Source organism: Allobosea sp. CS1GBMeth4 (assembly GCF_900185715.1).
Lineage (GTDB): Bacteria > Pseudomonadota > Alphaproteobacteria > Rhizobiales > Beijerinckiaceae > Allobosea.
Genome location: NZ_FYAS01000025.1, coordinates 157046 through 176005 on the forward strand (window position 1 = coordinate 157046; position 18960 = coordinate 176005).

At 70.9% G+C, this 18960-nt stretch carries 21 protein-coding genes; 10 read left to right on the forward strand and 11 right to left on the reverse strand.

Annotation, left to right across the window (positions count from 1 at the left end; all coding sequences use genetic code 11):
- Nucleotides 1-124 precede the first annotated feature (124 nt).
- Complete coding sequence (locus CS1GBM4_RS14460; RefSeq protein ID WP_186419431.1) at nt 125-928, forward strand: MBL fold metallo-hydrolase; 804 nt, start codon at nt 125-127, stop codon at nt 926-928.
- A 67-nt stretch (nt 929-995) separates the two neighbouring features.
- Here CS1GBM4_RS14460 and CS1GBM4_RS14465 read toward each other — a convergent pair whose 3' ends face one another.
- The gene (locus CS1GBM4_RS14465; RefSeq protein WP_186419432.1) at nt 996-1736 is read right to left on the reverse strand and encodes an SDR family oxidoreductase; all 741 of its coding nucleotides are present in this window, start codon (nt 1734-1736) and stop codon (nt 996-998) included.
- A 101-nt stretch (nt 1737-1837) separates the two neighbouring features.
- On the opposite strand from CS1GBM4_RS14465, the gene CS1GBM4_RS14470 reads away from it, so the two are divergent.
- Together CS1GBM4_RS14470 and CS1GBM4_RS14475 are read left to right on the forward strand one after the other, a co-directional pair.
- On the forward strand, nt 1838-2506 hold the full coding sequence (locus tag CS1GBM4_RS14470; protein ID WP_186419433.1) for a TetR/AcrR family transcriptional regulator: 669 nt from the start codon (nt 1838-1840) through the stop codon (nt 2504-2506).
- 120 nt (nt 2507-2626) lie between these two features.
- A complete protein-coding gene (locus tag CS1GBM4_RS14475) occupies nt 2627-2953 on the forward strand; it encodes a hypothetical protein (protein ID WP_186419434.1) in 327 nt (108 codons plus the stop codon).
- A 7-nt stretch (nt 2954-2960) separates the two neighbouring features.
- Here CS1GBM4_RS14475 and CS1GBM4_RS14480 read toward each other — a convergent pair whose 3' ends face one another.
- Nucleotides 2961-3845, reverse strand: coding sequence for an AraC family transcriptional regulator (locus CS1GBM4_RS14480; RefSeq protein ID WP_186419435.1), 885 nt, complete (start codon nt 3843-3845; stop codon nt 2961-2963).
- Between CS1GBM4_RS14480 and CS1GBM4_RS14485 the strand changes: the two genes are divergently transcribed.
- Nucleotides 3844-4254 (forward strand): DUF2000 family protein, encoded by a 411-nt coding sequence (locus CS1GBM4_RS14485; RefSeq protein ID WP_186419436.1) that lies wholly within the window; start codon nt 3844-3846, stop codon nt 4252-4254. The genes CS1GBM4_RS14480 and CS1GBM4_RS14485 overlap by 2 nt on opposite strands.
- Nucleotides 4255-4378: 124 nt before the next feature.
- On the opposite strand, the gene CS1GBM4_RS14490 is transcribed toward CS1GBM4_RS14485, so the two are convergent.
- Complete coding sequence (locus tag CS1GBM4_RS14490; protein WP_186419437.1) at nt 4379-5389, reverse strand: aldo/keto reductase; 1011 nt, start codon at nt 5387-5389, stop codon at nt 4379-4381.
- A gap of 119 nt (nt 5390-5508) precedes the next feature.
- Between CS1GBM4_RS14490 and CS1GBM4_RS14495 the strand changes: the two genes are divergently transcribed.
- Genes CS1GBM4_RS14495 through CS1GBM4_RS14505 form a run of 3 tightly spaced genes read left to right on the forward strand, consistent with a single transcriptional unit; the run spans nt 5509 to nt 8413 of the window.
- Nucleotides 5509-7026, forward strand: coding sequence for a flagellar hook-length control protein FliK (locus tag CS1GBM4_RS14495; RefSeq protein ID WP_186419438.1), 1518 nt, complete (start codon nt 5509-5511; stop codon nt 7024-7026).
- Nucleotides 7023-7295, forward strand: a complete 273-nt coding sequence (locus tag CS1GBM4_RS14500; RefSeq protein WP_186419439.1) for an EscU/YscU/HrcU family type III secretion system export apparatus switch protein — start codon at nt 7023-7025, stop codon at nt 7293-7295. The genes CS1GBM4_RS14495 and CS1GBM4_RS14500 overlap by 4 nt, the downstream gene beginning before the upstream one ends.
- Nucleotides 7292-8413: a GNAT family N-acetyltransferase gene (locus CS1GBM4_RS14505; protein WP_186419440.1), complete on the forward strand. Its 1122-nt coding sequence runs from the start codon at nt 7292-7294 to the stop codon at nt 8411-8413. The genes CS1GBM4_RS14500 and CS1GBM4_RS14505 overlap by 4 nt, the downstream gene beginning before the upstream one ends.
- On the opposite strand, the gene CS1GBM4_RS14510 is transcribed toward CS1GBM4_RS14505, so the two are convergent.
- The gene (locus CS1GBM4_RS14510) at nt 8387-9403 is read right to left on the reverse strand and encodes a hypothetical protein (RefSeq protein WP_186419441.1); all 1017 of its coding nucleotides are present in this window, start codon (nt 9401-9403) and stop codon (nt 8387-8389) included. The genes CS1GBM4_RS14505 and CS1GBM4_RS14510 overlap by 27 nt on opposite strands.
- A gap of 110 nt (nt 9404-9513) precedes the next feature.
- On the opposite strand from CS1GBM4_RS14510, the gene CS1GBM4_RS14515 reads away from it, so the two are divergent.
- From CS1GBM4_RS14515 to CS1GBM4_RS14525, 3 genes are all read left to right on the forward strand, one after another.
- The gene (locus CS1GBM4_RS14515; RefSeq protein WP_186419442.1) at nt 9514-10521 is read left to right on the forward strand and encodes an NAD-dependent epimerase; all 1008 of its coding nucleotides are present in this window, start codon (nt 9514-9516) and stop codon (nt 10519-10521) included.
- Between the two features lie 9 nt (nt 10522-10530).
- Entirely contained in the window at nt 10531-11076 is a 546-nt protein-coding gene (mog, locus tag CS1GBM4_RS14520; RefSeq protein WP_186419443.1) for a molybdopterin adenylyltransferase, read from the forward strand.
- 103 nt (nt 11077-11179) lie between these two features.
- Nucleotides 11180-12595, forward strand: coding sequence for a mannose-1-phosphate guanylyltransferase/mannose-6-phosphate isomerase (locus CS1GBM4_RS14525; protein ID WP_186419444.1), 1416 nt, complete (start codon nt 11180-11182; stop codon nt 12593-12595).
- Between the two features lie 53 nt (nt 12596-12648).
- Here the strand turns inward: CS1GBM4_RS14525 and CS1GBM4_RS14530 are convergent, their stop codons facing one another.
- From CS1GBM4_RS14530 to CS1GBM4_RS14560, 7 genes are all read right to left on the reverse strand, one after another.
- A complete protein-coding gene (locus CS1GBM4_RS14530) occupies nt 12649-13206 on the reverse strand; it encodes a glutathione peroxidase (protein WP_186419445.1) in 558 nt (185 codons plus the stop codon).
- 129 nt (nt 13207-13335) lie between these two features.
- Complete coding sequence (locus tag CS1GBM4_RS14535) at nt 13336-13722, reverse strand: response regulator (protein ID WP_057190857.1); 387 nt, start codon at nt 13720-13722, stop codon at nt 13336-13338.
- 112 nt (nt 13723-13834) lie between these two features.
- Complete coding sequence (gene cheB / locus CS1GBM4_RS14540) at nt 13835-14947, reverse strand: chemotaxis-specific protein-glutamate methyltransferase CheB (protein WP_186419446.1); 1113 nt, start codon at nt 14945-14947, stop codon at nt 13835-13837.
- Nucleotides 14947-15540: a chemoreceptor glutamine deamidase CheD gene (locus CS1GBM4_RS14545; RefSeq protein ID WP_186419447.1), complete on the reverse strand. Its 594-nt coding sequence runs from the start codon at nt 15538-15540 to the stop codon at nt 14947-14949. Before CS1GBM4_RS14545 ends, cheB begins: the two co-directional genes overlap by 1 nt.
- A gap of 10 nt (nt 15541-15550) precedes the next feature.
- Complete coding sequence (locus CS1GBM4_RS14550; protein WP_244607233.1) at nt 15551-16402, reverse strand: protein-glutamate O-methyltransferase CheR; 852 nt, start codon at nt 16400-16402, stop codon at nt 15551-15553.
- Between the two features lie 23 nt (nt 16403-16425).
- Complete coding sequence (locus CS1GBM4_RS14555) at nt 16426-18372, reverse strand: methyl-accepting chemotaxis protein (RefSeq protein ID WP_186419448.1); 1947 nt, start codon at nt 18370-18372, stop codon at nt 16426-16428.
- 82 nt (nt 18373-18454) lie between these two features.
- Nucleotides 18455-18958, reverse strand: coding sequence for a chemotaxis protein CheW (locus CS1GBM4_RS14560; protein WP_186419449.1), 504 nt, complete (start codon nt 18956-18958; stop codon nt 18455-18457).
- Nucleotides 18959-18960 lie beyond the last annotated feature (2 nt).

Consider the following 18960-nt stretch of genomic DNA (forward strand, 5'->3'; position numbering starts at 1 on the left):
GTGGCGAGCCGCAACCTTGCGAGGCAGCATCGCTCACAACTCCGCCAGTCCTGCAGATCGAGCCTTCCTCGGGCGCGGCTTTTGCCTCAGCCTGCGACAACCGAAAGAGGCCGGAGCGGAAACGATGGGTATTCTATCCCGAGCCGTTGCGGGCTTGGCGCTGCTGCTGACGCCCGCGTTCATGTCGCCCGCCCTCGCCCAGGCGAACGAGCCCGGCTGTCGGCCGGAAATGGCGAGTTATCGCCTGCCGATCCAGCGCGTGAACCTCGCCAAGGACGAGGTCCGGCTGACCTTCATCGGCCACGCCACCTTCCTGATCGAGACGCCGGGCGGCGTGAAGGCGGCGACCGACTACAACGACTATGTCCGCCCGCCGGCGACGCCCGACATCGCGACGATGAACAAGGCGCATTCGACGCACAACTCGCGCGCGCCCGATCCGGCGATCAAGCAGGTGCTGCCCGGCTGGGATCCGTCCGGCCGGGGCGCCGCCCGCCATGACGTGACGCTCGGCGACATGCGCGTGCGCAATGTCCCGACCAATATCCGCTCCTATGGCGGCGACACCGACTATGACGGCAACTCGATGTTCGTCTTCGAGATCGGCGAGCTCTGCATCGCCCATCTCGGCCATCTCCATCACCCGCTCGAGCCCGGCCATCTGCGCGCGCTCGGCCGCGTCGACATCGTGCTCTTCCCGGTCGACGGCAGCTACACGCTCGACCAGGACGGCATGCTCGAAGTGCTGAAGGCGCTGCAGGCTAGGGTGATGATCCCGATGCACTTCTTCGGCGGCGGCACGCTCAACCGCTTCCTGGCGCGCTCGCAGGACCTCTGGCCGGTCGAGCGCCGCGAGCGGGCGGAGATCGTGCTGTCGAAGGCCACGCTCCCGGCAAAGCCGACGATCATCGTCCTGCCAGGGCACTGAGACCCGTCTCCCCTCCCGAGATCGCGCCCCGAGGGGCAGCCGCAGGCTGTGGGTCGAAGGCGACCGCTTACGTATTCACCCCGCCGTCGATCGCGATCCCCGCGCCGGTGATGAAGCGCCCCTCCTCGCTCGCGAGATAGGCGACGAGGCCGGCGATATCCCGCGCCTCGCCGAAGCGCGGGATCGCCATGCGCCGGCGCTGCGCCTCGGCATGGTCGCCGTCGGCCGGGTTCATGTCGGTGTCGGTCGAGCCGGGATGGACAATGTTCACGGTGATTCCGCGCGGGCCGAGATCGCGGGCGAGGCCCTTGGTGAAGCCGATCAGCGCCGCCTTGCTCATCGCATAGAGCGCGATGCCCGGCTCCGTCACGCGCTCGGCGAGGCACGAGCCGGTGGTGATGATCCGCCCGCCATCCCGCAGATGCCTTGCCGCCGCCTGAGAGGCGACGATCACGGCCCGGACATTCACCGCGATGACCTTGTCGATCTCGTCGAGACCCCAGCTGCCGACCTCGCCATAGTGCCAGATGCCGGCATTGTTCACGAGGATGTCGAGCCCGCCGAGCTCGGCCGCCGCCTTGTCGACGGCCGCCGTCAGCGCCGCCGGGTCGGCGCTGTCCGCCTGCAGCACCACGGCCCTGCGGCCGAGCGCCCCGACCTGCGCAGCCACCGCCTCGGCCCTGTCGCGGGCGCGCTCATAGGTCAGCGCCACATCCGCCCCGTCCTGCGCCAGCCTGAGGGTCGTCGCCGCGCCGATGCCGCGGCTTCCACCGGTGACCAGGGCCGTCTTGCCCGCCAGTCTCGTCATGCATCACCTATATTTGTAATGATTGATACATATATAGGTGGCGCGCTTGCCCCGGAGCGTCAAGGGATTTATTTATCGCTCGATACAGAAAGGTGAGAACCATGGCCGAGCGTGGCCGCCCGCGCGCTTTCGACAGGGAACAGGCCCTGCGGCAGGCGATGCTGCTGTTCTGGGAGAAGGGATTCCAGGGCGCCGCGATGAGCGAGCTCACTGCGGCGATGGGCATCAATGCGCCGAGCCTCTACGCCTGCTTCGGCAGCAAGGAGGCGCTCTACCGCGAGGCGATGGCGCTCTACGAGGCAGGGGACGGCGCCGAGCTGGCCGCCGCCATCGCCGCTGCGCCGAGCGTCCGGGAGGCGATCGGGACCTATCTGATGCGCTCGGCCGCGCTCTTCACCCGCCCCGGCAAGCCGGCCGGCTGCATGGTCGTGCTCTCCGTCGTCCACGCCGCCGGCACCAGCGAGGAGGCGAGCCGTGCCCTGCGCGACGTCCGCGCCGAGATGCAGGGGATTCTGGAGACGCGGCTGCGCGCCGCGATCGGCCGGGGCGAATTGCCGGCGAGTTGCGATCCCGCCGCCATCGCCTCCTTCTACGTCACGGTGCAGCAGGGCATGTCGATCCGCGCCCGCGACGGCGCCACCCGCGCCGAACTCGAGGCGGTGGCGCAAGGAGCGATGGCGGCCTGGGACGGATTGACGGGGATGCCGACAGAAAGCGCATATCCCGCGAAGGGAACCGCACCGACTTTCCGGGGCAGGCCGAAGGCCTGAGCCCGGAAGGACGCCCGGTTCGACGGACATCCGCTTAATCCCTTGCTCAGCCTGATCCGAGGCTTTGCTGGGCTGGGCAGGCTCGCTCTGGCACAGTCGGGCCGAGCCATGGAGCCTGGCATGATCCGCCCTCTCGCCGCCGCCCTCCTCGCCGCCATCCTGCTGCCGGCGAGCGCCGAAGCCGCCAAGCTCCGCTCCGGCGGCGGCCGCTCGCATGGCGCGACCGCAACCCAGCCCCAGCGTGACGGCTCTCATGCCGTGATGACGCCGACGCTGCGCAGCCGCCAGACGCAGAGCGCCGCCGCCACACCCCAGCCTCTCCATATCGCCTCTCCCGCAGCCATTGCTGCGGCCGAAGCGAGCGGCCTGCGCCGCGGAGAGCCGGCGGAGCCGCGCATCTGGTGCCGCTCGCAGGTGGTGGTCGGCGGTTTCTGCGTGATGAACTGAGCCGGGCTCAGGCGGCTGCCGGCACGCCGCCCACCTGCATCGCCCGCCAGCGTCCGGGCGATTGGCCATAGGCACGGCGGAAATGCCGGGTCATGTGGCTCTGGTCGGCGAAGCCGCTGGCTGCCGCGGCCTCGGCCAGGGTCTCGCCCCGCCGGATCAGCAGTCGCGCCCGCTCCAGCCGGCGCATCACCAGGTAATGATGCGGACTCGTGCCGTAGCGGCGGCGGAACTGCCGCGCCAGCGCATAGCGGTCGAGCCCGGTGACCGCCTCCAGCATGGTGGAATCGACCGCCTCGTCCCGGCTCTCGCTCAGGAAATCGCGCGCGCGTTCGCAGGCCCGCATCGCCGGCGTCTCCGCGCCATCGAGCGCGCAGGACGGATCGAGCCGCAGCAGCGCCTCCGCCAGCGCGCCGACCGCGGCATCGCGCTCCAGCGGCTCCAGCGCGTGCTCGACATCGCCCAGCAGGGCGACCAGAGCCCGCATCAGGCTGCCGTCGCGGCAGACGGCGTTGCCGATGAAGGGCATCGCGGCGGCCCGCCCGGCGAGTGCCGCCATGATCAGCCCGGGCTCGACATAGGCCATGCGATAGCGGAAGCCGCTCTCGATCCCGGCCCGGCCGTTATGCAATTCGTCCGGATGCAGCACGATCAGGTCGCCCGGCGTCGAATCGCGCTGTGCGCCGCGATAGTCGAAGCTCTGCACCCCGCTGATCGTGTAGCCGATCGCATAGGTGTCGTGCCGGTGCGTGTCATAGGCATGGCCGCTGAAGAAGGCCTCGATCCGCTCCGGCCCCTGCCCGTCCGGCGCGCCGCGGATCCAGTCGCCGGGCGAGACGGTCGCGCACGAACGTTCAAGACCGGCCGCCGGATCGGGTCCTATCGCTGTCGGCATGCGCTTCGACACCAAGATCGCCATCGTCGTCCATGAGGAGCTCGCCGCCTGGCAGAAGCTCAACGTCACCGCCTTCCTCGCCGGCGGGCTGGTCGCCGCCGCGCCGGAGCTCGGCGGGCGAGCCTACCGCGACGCCTCCGGCAAGGTCTACGGCCCGCTGGTGCGCCAGCCGATCCTGATCTTCGCCGCCACCTCCGCCGACCTCGCCCGCGTGCTGCGGCGGGCCGGCGAAGCGGGCCTCACGCCCTCGCTCTACACCCGCGACCTGTTCGCGACCGGCCATGACGAGGCCAACCGCGCCGCGGTCGAGGCCGTGCCCACGGAGGCGCTCGACCTCGTCGGCATCGCGCTGCATGGCGAGCGCAAGGGCGTCGACAAGGCGATCAAGGGGCTGAAGCTGCATCCTTGAAGGCGGCGTACGTCATTGCGAGCGCAGCGAAGCAATCCAGTGGGACTTGCCACTGCGCCCTGCCGCTCCCTGGATTGCTTCGTCGCTACGCTCCTCGCAATGACGGGCAGGTGCGGTCCGATCGTCACCCCGTCCGCGCCACCCGCCCTTCCAGCGGATAGGCCGGGTCGCTGTAGCCCGGCGTCGAGGGGTGGCCCGCCGGCACCAGAGAATCGACCAGAGCCTCGTCCTCGGCGGTGAAATCTGCGTCGAGGGCCGACAGATAGCCCTGCCACTGCTCCATGGTGCGCGGGCCCGCCACGGCCGCGGTCAGCAGCGTGTTGTTCAGCACCCAGCGGACCGCGAACTGCACCGGCGTCAGCCCGCGCGCCGCGGCATGGTCGCGGATGGTGCGGGCGATCACCAGCGATTCCTCGCGCCACTCGGTCTGCATGATCCGCTTGTCGGCGCGGCCGGCGCGGGTGCCTTCCGGCGGCGCCTGGCCGGGCTCGTATTTCGCCGTCAGCACGCCGCGCGCCAGCGGCGAATAGCTGGCGACGCCGAGCCCGTAATAGCCGCAGGCCGGCAGGTGTTCGACCTCGGGCATGCGGTTCATCGCATTGTAATAGGGCTGGCTCACCACCGGCCGGTCGATGCCGAGCGCGTCGCAGAGCCGGCAGATCTCGGCGACGCGCCAGCCGCGATAGTTCGAGACGCCGAAATAGCGGATCTTGCCGGCCCGCACGAGGTCGCTGATCGCGCGTACCGTCTCGGCGAGCGGCGTCTCGTGGTCCTCCTTGTGCAGGTAGTAGATGTCGATGAAATCGGTGCCGAGCCGTCTCAGGCTGGCGTCGCAGGCCTCGAGCAGCCATTTGCGCGAGAGGCCGCGCTGGTTCGGCCCGTCGCCCATCGCGTTCGCCGCCTTGGTCGCCAGCACCCAGCCATGGCGGTTGCCGGCGATGGCGCGCCCGGTGATCTCCTCCGAGCGGCCTTCCGCATAGACGTCGGCGGTGTCGATGAAGTTGATGCCGGCCTCGGCGGCGCTGTCGATGATCGCGCGCGCCTGCGCCTCCTCGGTCTGTGCGCCGAACATCATCGTGCCCAGGCAGAGCGGCGAAACCTTGAGGCCGGAGCGGCCGAGCGCGCGATAATCCATGGCGATGTCTCCAGAACAGCCGGGCGAGCCTGCCGCAGAGCCGGCTCCCGCACCAGCGCCGCAGGCGCAATGCTGCCCGGCGCAAGAAAATCCTTAACATTTCGTGGCAGGCTGCCGCGATGGCCGCCATCACGCCCGATCCGGCGCAATTCGCCGCGCTCGCCAAGAGCCAGAGCCTCGCGACCCTGCTCGCGGCGCTGGGCGGCAATGGCGGCCTCGCCGCCGGCAAGACCGTCGAGGCCAGGCTCGTCTCGCTCGACGGCGACGGCAACGCCACCGCTTTGGTCAACGGCGTCAAGGTCGCGCTCGTCCTCGCCGGCCCCGAGGCCAGGCAGGCCGCGCTGCAGCCGGGCGCGGGGCTTCAGCTCAGGCTCGCCCCGCCCGCCGAGCCTGGCGCGCCGCTGCAGGCGACCCTGGTCGGCATTCGTCCGGCGCCGGCCGAGGGCATCGCCATGGCAACGCCGGACTGGCAGCCGGCCGCCGCTCCGCCGCCGGGGAGCCCTTCGTCCCCGGGGCCGGCGACGGCCACCGCCACCGCGACTCAGGCGGCCGGGAGCGGTCCCGCGCTGACCGGCCGTTCCGCATCGTCGCCGGCCGTCGCGCCCCAGGCCGCCCTTGCCGCCTCGCCCCGCGCCATCGCCGGCCCGCTGCTCGGCGCGGCGCTGGGGCGGCAGGACAGCCTCGCCCCGCTCTTCGCCAATCTCGGCAGCCTGGCGCAGGGGACGGTCGCGCTCACCCTGCCGAAGCCGCTGATGGCACTGGTCGACCAGATTCTCGCCCAGCGCCTGCCGGCCGGGACCAGACCCGTCACCGCCGAAGCGCTGAGGGCGGCCATCGCCCGCTCCGGCGTCTTCCTCGAGGCCCGGCAGGCGGCCGGCGAGGCCCCGACACCCCGGAGCGACCTGAAGGCCGCCCTGCTGAGCCTGCGCGATCTGCTGAAGCCCGCCGTCGAGGCCGCGCCGGCGACGCGGTCGCCGCTACCGGGCGAGGCCACGCGCGAGGGCCCGCCGCTGCGGCCTCCGGCTACGCCTGCCGCCGCCGGGCAGGATGGGGCTGCACCGGCCCCGGCCAGGGCGCGCCCGGCCCCGCCGCGCGACGGGCTGCTGACACCGCAACCCGCGGCCGAGCCGAGCCTGAGCTCGGCGGCGCGGCCGGCCGCGATCGCGCAGGCGCTGTTCGGCCAGGCCGAGGCGGCGCTCGATCGCATCGCGCTCGCCCAATACGCCTCGCTGCCGCCGGATGCCACCCGCCATGATCAGCAGCCCCCGGTGCGCTGGCTCACCGAGATTCCGCTCGCCCTCGCCACCGGCACCGCCGTGCTGCCGCTCGAGATCGAGCGCGATCCGCCGCAATCCGGCTCCGCCGCGCCCGAGGCGCCGCTCTGGCGCGTGCGCTTCGCGCTCGATGTCGAGCCGCTCGGCGCACTCCAGGGCGTGGTGACGCTGCAGGGCCGCGCCGTCGGCGTCTCCCTCTGGGCCGAGCGCGAGGGCACCAGCCGCCTGCTGCGCCAGGCAACGCCCGAACTGGAGACCTCGCTGCTCCGGTCGCGCTTCGACAGCGCCGAGTTCGAGGTCTTCACCGGCCATCCGCAGCCCGCCAGGGCGAGCGCCGGCCAGTTCCTGGACCGCCGCTCGTGAGCCAGCCCCTGCCACTCGCGGTCGCGCTCGAATATGACGGCCAGGGCGCGCCGCGCGTCACCGCCAAGGGCCATGGCGTGGTCGCCGAGAAGATCGTCGAGACCGCGCGCGAGCACGACGTCGCGGTCGAGCAGAACGCCGCGCTGGCGCAGGCGCTCTCGGCCGTCGAGCTCGATGACACCATTCCCGAGGAGCTCTATCTCGCGACCGCGCAGGTGATCGCCTTCGTGCTCGGCCTGCGCCGCCGGGCCGGCGGCCCACAGCCATGACCGCATCCGTTTCGGTCCGCCGCCTCCCGGCCGGGACCTATGGCGCAGTTTATGCCGAAACCTTCGCCGATCTCTGCCGCCGCGCCGATGCGCCCAATCTGCACATGGCGCCTGCGGCCGTCGCCGCCGCGCCGAGCTTCGGCGTCGCAAGCGAGGACATCGTCGTCCTCGCGGCCCACGACCCGCAGGACGAACGCCTGCTCGGCCTCTGGGCGCTGCGCCGCGCGCGCGGCCTGCGCAGCGGGCTCGTGCCGGTCCTCGAAGCGCCGCTGGTGCCGCTCTACGAGGTCTCCTCGGCCCCGGTTCTCGACCGCGAGCGCGCCGGGGACGCCGCCGTGGCGCTGCTGCGAGCCATCGTCGACGCGCCCGATCTGCCGAAGATCCTGAAGCTGCCGCTGCTTCCCGTGCAGGGTCCGGTCTACGCCGCCATCGCGGCCGCGCTGGCCGTGACCGGCAGCACGATTGCGCTCTATGAGCGGTGGCGGCGGCCGCTGCTCGTCCCGAGACCGGGAGAGGATGCCGAGCGCTATCTGCGCCGCGCCCTCGGCCAGGGCCACAAGAAGCGCATGCAGCAGCATCGCCAGCTCGAGAGGGCCGGTGCGCTGCTCTATCAGCGCCATCGTGGCGAGGACGCCCTCGCCGCACTGGATGAGTTCCTCGCGCTCGAGGCCGCCGGCTGGAAGGGGCGCGGCGGCACCGCGCTCGCGAACCTGCCGCGCGACGCCGGCTATATCCGCGCGATCGTCCGCAACTTCGCCGCAGCGGACGCGGTCCGCGTCGACCTGCTCCGGCTGGACGGAGCGCCGATCGCCGGCGGCCTGCTGCTCGACCTCGCCGGGCAGGCGCATTTCCTCAAGATCGCCTATGACGAGGGCAAGGCCAGGCTCTCGCCCGGCCGAGCGCTGGCGATCGAGATGCTGCGCAGCGATTTCGCCGCCGGCCGCCCGTTCCGTCTCGACAGCGGCGCCGGCGACCGGGTCGACCCGTCCGCCTATCCCTGGGCCGAGCGCCAGGACATGGCGAACGCCATCGTCGCGCTCGCCGGCGCGTCCGCGTTCCTGCCCAGGCTCGCGGCCTCGGCGCGTAGGCGGCTAAGGCGCTGGCGCGACCGCGCCTGAGGCGAGGCCGAGCCGGGCCAGCACCCAGCGCCCGACCTCCGGCTTGAAGTGGACATTGTCGATCCAGAAGCGCGACGAGCCCATCTCCGGGTCGAAATCGGTGAAAGGGTGGCCGGTCGAAAGATCGTGCAGAACGAAGCCGTGGCGGCGCGCCAACGCGGCGGCATCCGCCCGCCAGCGCTCGAACTCGGCCCGCCGGCCGCCCTGCGCGAGCAAGACGAGCTGCGCCCCGCTCACAGGCGAGAGATAGAGTGCGATGTCGAGCCCGCGCAGACGGCCGAGCGCGGCGTCGAGCGCCGCGAGCCGTCCGGGCTCATAGGCCATCGCGGCGATGTCCTGCGCCGCCGCGACCTTGCGGGTCAGCGCGGCGTCGAAATCCGGCGTCGACTTGAAGCCGTCGCTGCGCCAGAGACCGGGCTCGCTGCGCCGCTGCCCGCCGCCCAGCAGGTTCTCCGGCGCCTCGGAGTTGAACATCAGCTTCAGGCGCATCTCGGCCCGCCCCAGCGCGCTCGCAATCTCCGGCCGCAGCGGCGGAGGCGGCACCAGCCGCGTGAACATGAAGTAGTCGAGCCCGATGACGACACGCCGGATGCTCCCGACGTCGCGCGCGAGCGCCGCCAGCACGGGCAGTTCCTCGCCCATCAGCGACGAAAGGCCGGCATTGTAGGCCGGCTGCGGCAGCCCCGGCTCGAGGTCGCGCGGATCGAGCCCGCGATAGACCACCGAGGAGCCGATCAGCAGCGTGCCCGGCCGCAGACCGGCGATCTGCAGCGGCTTGACGCGGCGCATCTGCGTGTCGAGCAGGCGGCTCGCCCCGGCCCCGTCCTGTGTCCAGGGCGGCGCGGCGCGGAAGATCCAGAACGGGTCGCGCCAGACCGTCGCGGCGGCCGTCGACAGCAGCACGCCCGCGACGGCCGCGGCGAAGGTCGCCGCGAAGCCACGGCCGCGGATGGGCTGGTCCAGGACGGGCGTGGTCGACGCGGCGGGCATGCCGCGGCGCTAGCAGATCGTGGCGCGGCCCGCGAGCCCCCGCGTTGACCGGGGCCGCGCGCTGCTCGATAGACGATGGACGAAACGGCGCGAGCGGCGCGAGGAGGATCATGCGCGTTCTGGTGACGGGGGCTGCCGGCTTCATCGGCAACGAGACAGCCCGGGTTCTGCTCGAACGCGGCGACGAGGTCGTCGGCATCGACAACCTCAACGACTATTACGATCCCGCCCTGAAGCAGGCGCGGCTCGCGCGGCTCGCCGGCCACAACCGCTTCAGCTTCGAGAAGCTCGACCTCGCCGACCGCGACGGCATGGCGAGGCTCTTCGCCGAGGGGCGCTTCGAGCGCGTCGTCCATCTCGGCGCCCAGGCCGGCGTGCGCTTCTCGATCGACAATCCGCAGGCCTATCTCGATTCCAACCTCACCGGCTTCGGCCATGTGCTGGAGGGCTGCCGGCGCAATGGCATCGAGCACCTCGTCTATGCCTCGTCGAGCTCGGTCTACGGCGCCAACACCCGAACCCCCTTCCGCGTCGAGGACAATGTCGACCACCCGGTCAGCCTCTACGCCGCGACCAAGAAGGCGAACGAGGGCATGGCCCACGCCTACAGCCATCTCTACGGGCTGCCGACCACGGGCCTGCGCTTCTTCACCGTCTATGGCCCCTGGGGCCGGCCCGACATGGCCCCGATGATCTTCACCCGGAAGATCATCGCCGGCGAGCCGATCGAGGTCTTCAACGAAGGCCGCCACGAGCGCGACTTCACCTATGTCGACGATATCGTCGAGGGCGTCGTGCGCGTGCTCGACCACATCGCCGCGCCCGACCCCGCCTGGTCGAGCGACGAGCCCGGCCCCGCGACCTCATCGGCGCCCTGGCGGCTCTACAATATCGGCAATTCCGCCCCCGTGCCGCTGATGCAGTTCATCGCGACAATCGAGCAGGCGGTCGGCCGGAAGGCGGTGATGGAGATGAAGCCGCGCCAGCCCGGCGACGTGCTGCGCACCGCCGCCGACGTCTCGGCGCTCGAGGCGGCCGTCGGCTTCCGCCCGCATACCCCGCTCGCCGATGGCATCGGCCGCATGGTGCGCTGGTATCGCGACTTCTACCAGGTTTGAGGACCAGCCATGGCGTCACCAGCGAAGATCGGCATCGTCACCGTCTCCGACCGCGCCTCGGCCGGAATCTATGCCGACGAAGGCGGTCCGGCGATCGTCGACTACATGACGAAAGCGCTGGTGAGCCCCTGGGAGGCGGTCTCGCGTATCATCCCCGACGAGCGCGAGGGCATCGCGCGGACCCTGATCGAGCTCGCCGACGCGGAAGGCTGCTGCCTGATCGTCACCACCGGCGGCACCGGCCCCGCCCCGCGCGACGTCACGCCCGAGGCCACCGAGGACGTGATCGACAAGCCGATGCCCGGCTTCGGCGAATTGATGCGCCAGGTCAGCCTCGCCAAGGTGCCGACCGCGATCCTCTCGCGCCAGCTCGCCGGCATCCGCGGCAGGACGCTGATCGTCAACCTGCCCGGCCGCCCGCGCGCCATCGCCGAATGCCTCGACGCGGTGATGCCGGCCATCCCCTATTGCATCGACCTGATCGAGGGTCCGTATCTGGAGACCGACCCGGCGGTGGTCGCGGCGTTCCGGCCGGGGCAGAAGCCGAAAGGGTGAACAATACCTCGACCGATACCACGACCCTCCCCAATGAGCGTTTATCGGATGGTAGCTTCGGTGCGGTAGGACTCGGCGGATCAGTGTCCGCCGGAACAGCTTCATGGCTTCGAAGATCATTCCCCTCGTAATGGCCGGCGGCTCCGGCACGCGGCTCTGGCCGCTCTCGCGCGACACCATGCCGAAGCAGTTCATCCCGCTGCTGGACGAGGGCCTCTCGACCTTCCAGGCGACGCTGCAGCGCCTGGTCGGTCCGGCCTTCGGCGCGCCGATCGTCATCACCAACAACGATTTCCGCTTCATCGCCGCCGAGCAGATGCTGACGCTGGGCATCAAGGGCGAGATCGTGCTCGAACCCGAGCGGCGCGATTCGGCCGCGGCGATCGCGGTCGGCACGGTGATGGCGGCCAGGCGCGATCCCGAGGCGGTCTGCGTCGCGCTCGCGTCCGATCATGTCGTCGGCGACGCCGAAGCCTTCCGCCGGGACTGCCAGCGCGCCGCGACGCTGGCCGCGACCGGGTTGATCATGACGCTCGGCATCAAGCCCACCCATCCCTCGACCGCCTATGGCTATCTCGCTCCCGGCGAGGCCCTGTCCGAGCCGGGCGCCAGCCGCCTCGCGCGCTTCGTCGAGAAGCCGAAGCTCGATCTCGCGACGCAATACCTCGCCGAAGGCTATCTCTGGAACAGCGGCAACTTCCTGTTCTCCGCCCGGACGATGCGCGAGGAGCTCGCCCGCTACGCGCCGGCCGTCCTCTCGGCCGCCGAGGCGGCGGTGGACAAGGCCAGCCGCGATCTCGACTTCCTGCGGCTCGATCCGGAGAGTTTCGCCAAGGCGACCAAGATCTCGATCGACTACGCCGTGATGGAGCGCACCGCCCATGCCGGCATGCTCGCCGCCTCCTTCGACTGGTCGGATGTCGGCTCCTGGGATTCGATCCACGCCATCAAGCCGCAGGACGAGAACGGCAACGTGCTGGAGGGCCCGGCGGTCGCGCTCGACACCCGCCGCTCGCTGATCCGCAGCGAGGAGGTGCTGACCACGGTGATCGGCCTCGACGACGTCGTCGTGGTCTCGACCCGCGACGCCGTGCTCGTCGCCTCGATGGCCGCGTCCGGCCAGGTCAAGACGCTCGTCGAGCAGATGAAGGCGGAGGGCCGCCCCGAGGCCAGCGAGCACCTGCGCATCTACCGGCCCTGGGGCTGGTATCAGCGCATCGACATCGGCGCCCGCTTCCAGGTCAAGCACATCCACGTCAAGGAAGGCGGCCAGCTCAGCCTGCAGAAGCATTTCCACCGCGCCGAGCACTGGGTCGTCGTCCGCGGCACCGCCGAGGTCACGCTCGACGGCAAGGTCAGCTTCGTCCACGAGAACGAGTCGGTCTACCTGCCGATCGGCTGCACGCACCGGCTGAGGAACCCCGGCAAGATCGGGCTCGAGCTGATCGAGGTCCAGGTCGGCAGCTATACCGGCGAGGACGACATCGTCCGCATCGAGGACGTCTACGCCCGCAAGTGAGGGCGTTTGCCGCTTCGTCATTGCTTCACTGTGCTCGCAATGACGGATAGGGCTCAGCCCTTCTCCAGCTCCTGCCCGATCGCGCGGATCAGCTCGGGCGAGAGCGGATCGCTGCGCGAGCCGAAGCTGCCGACCAGGCTGCCGTCGCGCCCGATCAGGTATTTGTGGAAGTTCCAGCTCGGCAGCTCGCTCGGGCGCTGGCTGGCGGCCCAGCGATAGAACGGATGGGCCTGCGGCCCGCGCACCGCGCTCTTCTGCGTGATCGGATAGCTCGCGCCATGGCTCTGCCGCACCGCCGCCGCGATCGCCGCGCCGTCGAGCGGCTCCTGCCCGCCGAAATCATTGCTCGGCACCGCGATCAGGACGAGGCCGCGCTCGCGATAGCGCAGCCAGAGCTGTTCCAGCCCGGCGAACTGCCCGGCGAGGCCGCATTGCGTCGCCGTGTTGACGATCAGGACCGGCTTGCCGCGATAGGCCGAGAGCGGGATGCGCCCGCCCTCCGCCCGGTCGAAGCTGAAGGAATAAGCGTTGCCGTCGCCCTGCGCGGCGAGCGCCGGAGCGGCGGGGGCGAGGACGAGGGAGGCGAGGAACTGGCGACGATGGAAGCGCATGGGCGGGCTCCGCGGCTGCGTCAGGCTAGCCCTTTACGGCGCTCCCCGCAAAGTAAGATATCCGCGAGCGGAAACGGAAACGCCCCGGTGGCGGCCGGGGCGTCGATCGTCGTCGCGAGGCAGCCCGGCTCAGCAGGCCAGCACCTTCTTCACCCGCACTTCGAGGTCGCGCAGCTCGTAGGGCTTGACGACGTAATGGTCGGCGCCGTTGCTGGTCGCCTCGTCCATCTTGTCGACCGAGCGCTCCGAGGTCGCCATGATGATCTTGATCTGGTTGAGCTCCGGCACCGAGCGGATGGCGCGCAGCAGGTCGATGCCGCTCATCCCGTCCATGTTCCAGTCGAGCAGGAGCAGATCGTAGCGCTTGGTCTGCATCTTCATCAGGGCCTCGCGGGCGTTCTCCGCCTCGTCGATGTCCTGGAACTCGATCTGCTTGAGGAAATAGGTCGCAAGCCCGCGCATGCTCTTCTGGTCGTCGACCACGAGGATGCGGTAGTCGCTTCTCGCCTTTGACATGGCACTCTCCTTCGGCATCGGACCGAAAAGTGGAATCCATCCCTCGGAAGGATCCGATGCGATAACAATGCGATAGACCATCGTGACCGCGTCCGTTCGGGCGCGCGACGATCTATGCGGTGCGCTGCTGCGGACGTTCGCCCAGCAACCCCGCGATGGCTCCTCCGATCTGGTCGAGCGGTATGACCCTTTCGGCGGCGCCCAATTCGAACGCGGCTTTCGGCATCCCGTTTACCACACAGGTCTCGCCACTTTGGATTAACGTCGCGGCCCCGGCTTTGCGCATGGCTAACAAACCGTCTGCGCCGTCCCGGCCCATGCCGGTGAGCAGCACGCCGATCGCCTGCGCGCCGGCCGAGCGGGCGACCGAATGGAACATCACGTCCACCGACGGGCAGTGACCGCTGACCAGCGGCGCTTCCCTGAGCAGGCAGACGAGCTCGCCGCGCCGCTCCTCGATCTCGAGATGTTTCGAGCCGCCCGGGGCCACCACCGCCATGCCGGGGCGCAGCCGGTCGCCGTCGCTGGCTTCGCGCACATCGAGCCCGGTCGCGGCCGCGAGCCTGGCGGCGAACTTGGCGGTGTAGCCCGCCGGCATGTGCTGGACCACCGCGATCGGCAGGCGCAGATGCGCGGCGTCGCGCATCACCGTCTGCACCGCCGGCACGCCGCCGGTCGAGGCGCCGATCGCGATCAGCGAGACCTTGCCATGGGCCGCCGGGACTGGCGCGGCGATCGGGCGCGCAGGTGCGGCCGCCGCCGTCCGCTGCTGGACGGCGAGCTCCCGCGCCGCCGCCAGCATCCGCCGGCTCGCCGAGGCGCGCTGCAGCGCCGCGGCGACATGCTTCATGAAGCCTTCGAGCGTATGCGTCGCCCCGTCCGGCTTCTCGATGAAGTCGATGGCGCCGAGCTCCAGCGCCTGGATGGTGTTGTCGGCGCCCGGCCCGCCGAAGGCCGAGACGATCAGCACCGGAAGCGGGTCCTGCTTCAGCACCCGCGCCAGCAGCTTGAGACCGTGCCGGCCGGGGAGCTCCAGGTCGAGCGTCAGGATGTCCGGGCGCAACTCCTGGATCGCGTCCCAGCCCTCCTCGGCGCTGCCGGCGACGCCGATCACCTGGAAGCCCGGCGTCGAGTTGACGATCTGCGTCATCAGCTTCTGCATCAGCACGGAATCGTCGACGACGAGGACCTTCACCGGGCCGGCGGACGGTGTCATTGAGCTCATCACCAGATCTCCACTTCACCGGCGACCGGCTGGGTCTTGAGACGGTTGAGGTAAGCGATCTCCTGCTCGCGCTCGGGATCGCGCGCCGCCTGCTGGACGTGCTGGACCCAGGCGCGCCCGGTCGAGGGCTGGTAGTGGATGCGGCGCGAGCGCGTGCCGCCGACATCCCTGGAGACCACCGGAATCCCCTCGCGCGCGAGGAAGTCGTTGACGAAGTTGATGTTGCCCTCGCCGATCGCGAGCATCGTCGCCCCCGAGAGCACCCGCGCGCCGCCGAAGACCTTGGCCTCGAGGTTGCTGCGCCTGGCGCCGCGCTTCATCAGCCCGTTGATCAGCACCTCCATGGCGGTGTCGCCATAGCGCTCGCCGGCGCTGGCATCGGCGCCGCCATTGTTCTTCGGCAGCAGGAAATGGTTGAGCCCGCCGACGCCGACCTGCGGATCGCGCAGGCAGACCGAGACGCAGGAGCCGAGCACGGTGGCGACGATCTCGTCCTTGGCCGAGGTGATCTCGTGCTCGCCCGGCGCGACGGTGATGATGGTCGCGTTGAAGCGCGGATCGAAATAGCGCCGTGAGGATCGGGCAAGGCTCATGGAACGAGACTCATGGCGTACGTTCGTAAATGGTCCGGCCGATCAGCCTGAGCTGGGGATGCGGCTGCGGCAGGGATTCGGAGTGGCCGAGATAGAGGAAGCCGCCTGGCTGCAGCAGGGCGACATAGCGGTCGAGGATCGCGGCCTTGGTCGGCGTGTCGAAATAGATGAAGACGTTGCGGCAGAAGATCACGTCGAACGGCCCCTTCATCGGCCAGCTCTCGATCAGGTTCAGCCGCCTGAAGGCGATCAGCCGCTTCAGGTCTTCGGCGATGCGGACCTCGCCGCGGGCGTTCTGCCCCTCCAGCTTGAGCAGCGGGCGCAGATCCGGCGGCAGCCGCTCGAACTGCTCGGCCGGATATTGCCCGGCCGCCGCACGGTCGAGGATGTCGGTGTCGATGTCGGTCGCCAGGATCCTGAAGTCGAGATCGCCGCGGTGGCCGATCACGTCGCGCGCGATCGCGGCGATGCTGTAGGGCTCCTCGCCCGACGAGCAGGCCGCCGACCAGATCCGGATGCGCCCGCGCCGCCCGGCGCGCTCCTGCACCAGATGCGGCAGCACGTCCTTGCGCAGATGGTCGAAATGGTGCCGCTCGCGGAAGAAGGCGGTGTGGTTGGTGGTGACGGCGTTGATCAGCTCGGGGATCTCGTCGGCCGCCGCCGGGGTGCGCAGATAGGCGCAGTATTCCGCGATCGAGCCCAGGCCCAGCACCTTGACGCGCCGCGCCAGCCGCCCGCGCGCCATCGCCTCCTTGTGCTCGCGGATGACGATGCCGGCATGCTCGTAGACCAGCTTGGCCACGAAGCCCATGTCTTCCCGGCTCAGCGAGGTGTCCGACTGGACGGGTTGCGGCGCAAGCATGCTCGGGCCCTGACGTGACGAAACTAGAACTCCGCCCATTCGTCCATCCGGCCGCCGCCGGCGACGCGGCGGCGCGGAGTGACGGGGCGGGCTTCGGTTGAACGGGTGTCCTGGCGGTTCGGCAGGCGCCGCGGCTCGCTCGCCGGCGCGGCCGTCTGGCGCAGGCCGGCCGGCTCCGCCGGCAGCGGCCGCGCAGGAACCGGCGGCCGTTCGAGCCGGAAGACGTTTGCGAGATCGCGCAGCGCCTGAATCTGCCCGGCGAGGCCCGCGGCCGCGCCGGCGCTCTGCTCGGCCAGCGCCGCGTTCTGCTGCGTCGTCTCGTCCAGCGCCGCGACCGAGCGGCCCACCGCGGCGACGTCGCCGGCCTGGGCGGCGTTCGCCTGCGAGATCTCGGCCACCGTCGCCGAGACCTGCTCCACCGCCGTGACGATCCGGCCGAGCGTCTCGCCGGTGCGGCGCACCAGCCGCACACCCTCGGCGACCTGCGCGCTGGAATGGGTGATCACGCCCTTGATGTCCTTGGCGGCCGTCGCCGAGCGCTGCGCCAGGGTGCGCACCTCGCTCGCCACCACCGCGAAACCCTTGCCGGCCTCGCCGGCACGCGCGGCCTCGACCGCCGCGTTCAGCGCCAGGAGATTGGTCTGGAAGGCGATGCCGTCGATCACGGAGACGATCTCGGCGATGCGCGCCGAGGACTGCTCCATCCGTCCGATCGCCTCGATCGTCTCGGCCACGGCCTCTTGTCCTCTGCCGGCCACCGCCATCGCCTCGCCGGCGAGCTCGGTCGCTGCGCGGGAGCGCGCCGCGCTGGTGCCGATCGAGGCCGCGAGTTGGGCCGTCGTCGCCGCCGTCGCCTCCAGGCTGTCGGCGGACTGCTCGGTGCGCCCGGCCAGGTCGCTTGCGCCGGCCTTGATCTCGACGGCGGCCGCGGCGATATGCGCCGCCGCATCCTGGATGCCGGAGACGGTCTGCGTCAGCCGCGCCAGGGTCTGGTTGAGCCCGCTCTTCAGCTCGCCGAGCCGCCCGTCATAGGCACCGTCGACGCGCCCGCTCAGGTCGCCCTCGCTGAGGCCCGACAGCACGGCGGCGAGCTCGCCCGTGGCGGCCTCGACGATCGCGTTGATCTCGTTCACGCCCTCGGCGATGCGCTGGAGGCCCTCCGGCTTGCCCGCGAGCGGCACGCGCTGCGAGAAATCGCCCCCGGCGGCGGCGGCGACCACGGCCGCGACCTCCTCGGCCGCACGCAGCTCCTCGGTCAGTTCGCGCCATTCGATCGTCGCGCCGAGCCGCTGCCCGTCCGCCTGAGTCATGATCGTCAGCGTCAGCGCGACCATGCGCCGGCCGAGCGGGACGCGCATCGTGCGTGCCTCGGGAACACCGTGCGGACCGGCGAACAGCTCGAGCACCTTGCCGAGCATGTCCTTGGCGGAGACGCCGGGGAAGGCGGCGCGGAAATCCTCCTGCGCCTCGCTGAAGAATGCGAGCAGCGACTTGTTGACGTAGACGACGCGGCCCTGCCCGTCGCAGACCATGATCGCGGTCCGGCAGCCGTCGAGCGCGGCGCGGATGCGCCCGGCTTCGATCGCGCTCTCCTGGACCTGGCGCAGCGCCCGCGCCAGTTCGCCGATCTCGTCGCGGCGGGCGAGGTCCGGCACCGCGTCGGCCGCCCCGCCGTTGAGCTTCTCCATGCCCTCGCGCAGCGCAGTGACCGGCCGCGCCAGCGAGCGGGCGACGAACCAGCCCAGGCCGGCGGCGAGGGCGATGCCGGCCGCGCCGAAAGGCAGGGCCGCGCCGGCGAGCCCGGACAGCGCGGCGTCGGCCTGCTGGCTGGACAGGCCGAGGGCGCCGAGCCGGGCGGCCGCGCTCTGCTGCGCGGCGAACGCGACGAGCCCGCCCGAAACGGCGGCGCCGCCGGCGAACAGCGCCGGCAGCTTGACCGAGAGTTTCGAGAAGGCGCCCAGCTGGCTCATCAGGTGTTCTGGTTTCTCTCAGGCGATCCGGGGCATCCTTCGGGACTCCGGCTGGGCGCGGCCGGACATGGCCGCCGGAGTCTCAGGCGACGCGCAGCTGCTTGTCCTGGTTGTCGCCGCCGTCGCGGATCACCGCGGCGAGGTCGAGCAGGGCGACGATCTCGGTGTCGAGCAGGACGAGCCCCTCGATCAGCCCGTGCTCGTCGCGCTCCAGGTCCGGCGCCGGTCTGACCGCGCTGACCGGCACGTCGACGATGTCCGAGACCGAGTCGACCAGCAGGCCGGCGGTCTTGTCCTCGACATCGACGACCACGATCACATGTGTCGCCGTCGCCTCCGTGGTGCCGAGCCCGATCGCGGTGCGCAGGTCGTAGACCGCGAGGATGACGCCGCGCAGGTTGAGCACGCCGCGCACATGCGGGGCCGCATGCGGCAGCGGCGTCGTCGCCTGCCAGCCCTTGATCTCGCGGACCATGCCGACGTCGATGCCGAAGGTGCGGTCGCCGACCCGGAAGGTGACGATGCGGCGCGCGGCGGACTCAGGCTGCGCCGAGGTGAAGTGCTTCTCGCCGAGTTGCAGGGACATGG

What these genes read in the sequence shown, in the direction of transcription:
- CS1GBM4_RS14460 (WP_186419431.1), top strand. Translation starts at nt 125, where the DNA reads ATGGGTATTCTATCCCGAGCCGTTGCGGGCTTGGCGCTGCTGCTGACG.
- CS1GBM4_RS14465 (WP_186419432.1), bottom strand. Translation starts at nt 1,736, where the DNA reads ATGACGAGACTGGCGGGCAAGACGGCCCTGGTCACCGGTGGAAGCCGC.
- CS1GBM4_RS14470 (WP_186419433.1), top strand. Translation starts at nt 1,838, where the DNA reads ATGGCCGAGCGTGGCCGCCCGCGCGCTTTCGACAGGGAACAGGCCCTG.
- CS1GBM4_RS14475 (WP_186419434.1), top strand. Translation starts at nt 2,627, where the DNA reads ATGATCCGCCCTCTCGCCGCCGCCCTCCTCGCCGCCATCCTGCTGCCG.
- CS1GBM4_RS14485 (WP_186419436.1), top strand. Translation starts at nt 3,844, where the DNA reads ATGCGCTTCGACACCAAGATCGCCATCGTCGTCCATGAGGAGCTCGCC.
- CS1GBM4_RS14480 (WP_186419435.1), bottom strand. Translation starts at nt 3,845, where the DNA reads ATGCCGACAGCGATAGGACCCGATCCGGCGGCCGGTCTTGAACGTTCG.
- CS1GBM4_RS14490 (WP_186419437.1), bottom strand. Translation starts at nt 5,389, where the DNA reads ATGGATTATCGCGCGCTCGGCCGCTCCGGCCTCAAGGTTTCGCCGCTC.
- CS1GBM4_RS14495 (WP_186419438.1), top strand. Translation starts at nt 5,509, where the DNA reads ATGGCCGCCATCACGCCCGATCCGGCGCAATTCGCCGCGCTCGCCAAG.
- CS1GBM4_RS14505 (WP_186419440.1), top strand. Translation starts at nt 7,292, where the DNA reads ATGACCGCATCCGTTTCGGTCCGCCGCCTCCCGGCCGGGACCTATGGC.
- CS1GBM4_RS14510 (WP_186419441.1), bottom strand. Translation starts at nt 9,403, where the DNA reads ATGCCCGCCGCGTCGACCACGCCCGTCCTGGACCAGCCCATCCGCGGC.
- CS1GBM4_RS14515 (WP_186419442.1), top strand. Translation starts at nt 9,514, where the DNA reads ATGCGCGTTCTGGTGACGGGGGCTGCCGGCTTCATCGGCAACGAGACA.
- mog (WP_186419443.1), top strand. Translation starts at nt 10,531, where the DNA reads ATGGCGTCACCAGCGAAGATCGGCATCGTCACCGTCTCCGACCGCGCC.
- CS1GBM4_RS14525 (WP_186419444.1), top strand. Translation starts at nt 11,180, where the DNA reads ATGGCTTCGAAGATCATTCCCCTCGTAATGGCCGGCGGCTCCGGCACG.
- CS1GBM4_RS14530 (WP_186419445.1), bottom strand. Translation starts at nt 13,206, where the DNA reads ATGCGCTTCCATCGTCGCCAGTTCCTCGCCTCCCTCGTCCTCGCCCCC.
- CS1GBM4_RS14535 (WP_057190857.1), bottom strand. Translation starts at nt 13,722, where the DNA reads ATGTCAAAGGCGAGAAGCGACTACCGCATCCTCGTGGTCGACGACCAG.
- cheB (WP_186419446.1), bottom strand. Translation starts at nt 14,947, where the DNA reads ATGAGCTCAATGACACCGTCCGCCGGCCCGGTGAAGGTCCTCGTCGTC.
- CS1GBM4_RS14545 (WP_186419447.1), bottom strand. Translation starts at nt 15,540, where the DNA reads ATGAGCCTTGCCCGATCCTCACGGCGCTATTTCGATCCGCGCTTCAAC.
- CS1GBM4_RS14550 (WP_244607233.1), bottom strand. Translation starts at nt 16,402, where the DNA reads ATGCTTGCGCCGCAACCCGTCCAGTCGGACACCTCGCTGAGCCGGGAA.
- CS1GBM4_RS14555 (WP_186419448.1), bottom strand. Translation starts at nt 18,372, where the DNA reads ATGAGCCAGCTGGGCGCCTTCTCGAAACTCTCGGTCAAGCTGCCGGCG.
- CS1GBM4_RS14560 (WP_186419449.1), bottom strand. Translation starts at nt 18,958, where the DNA reads ATGTCCCTGCAACTCGGCGAGAAGCACTTCACCTCGGCGCAGCCTGAG.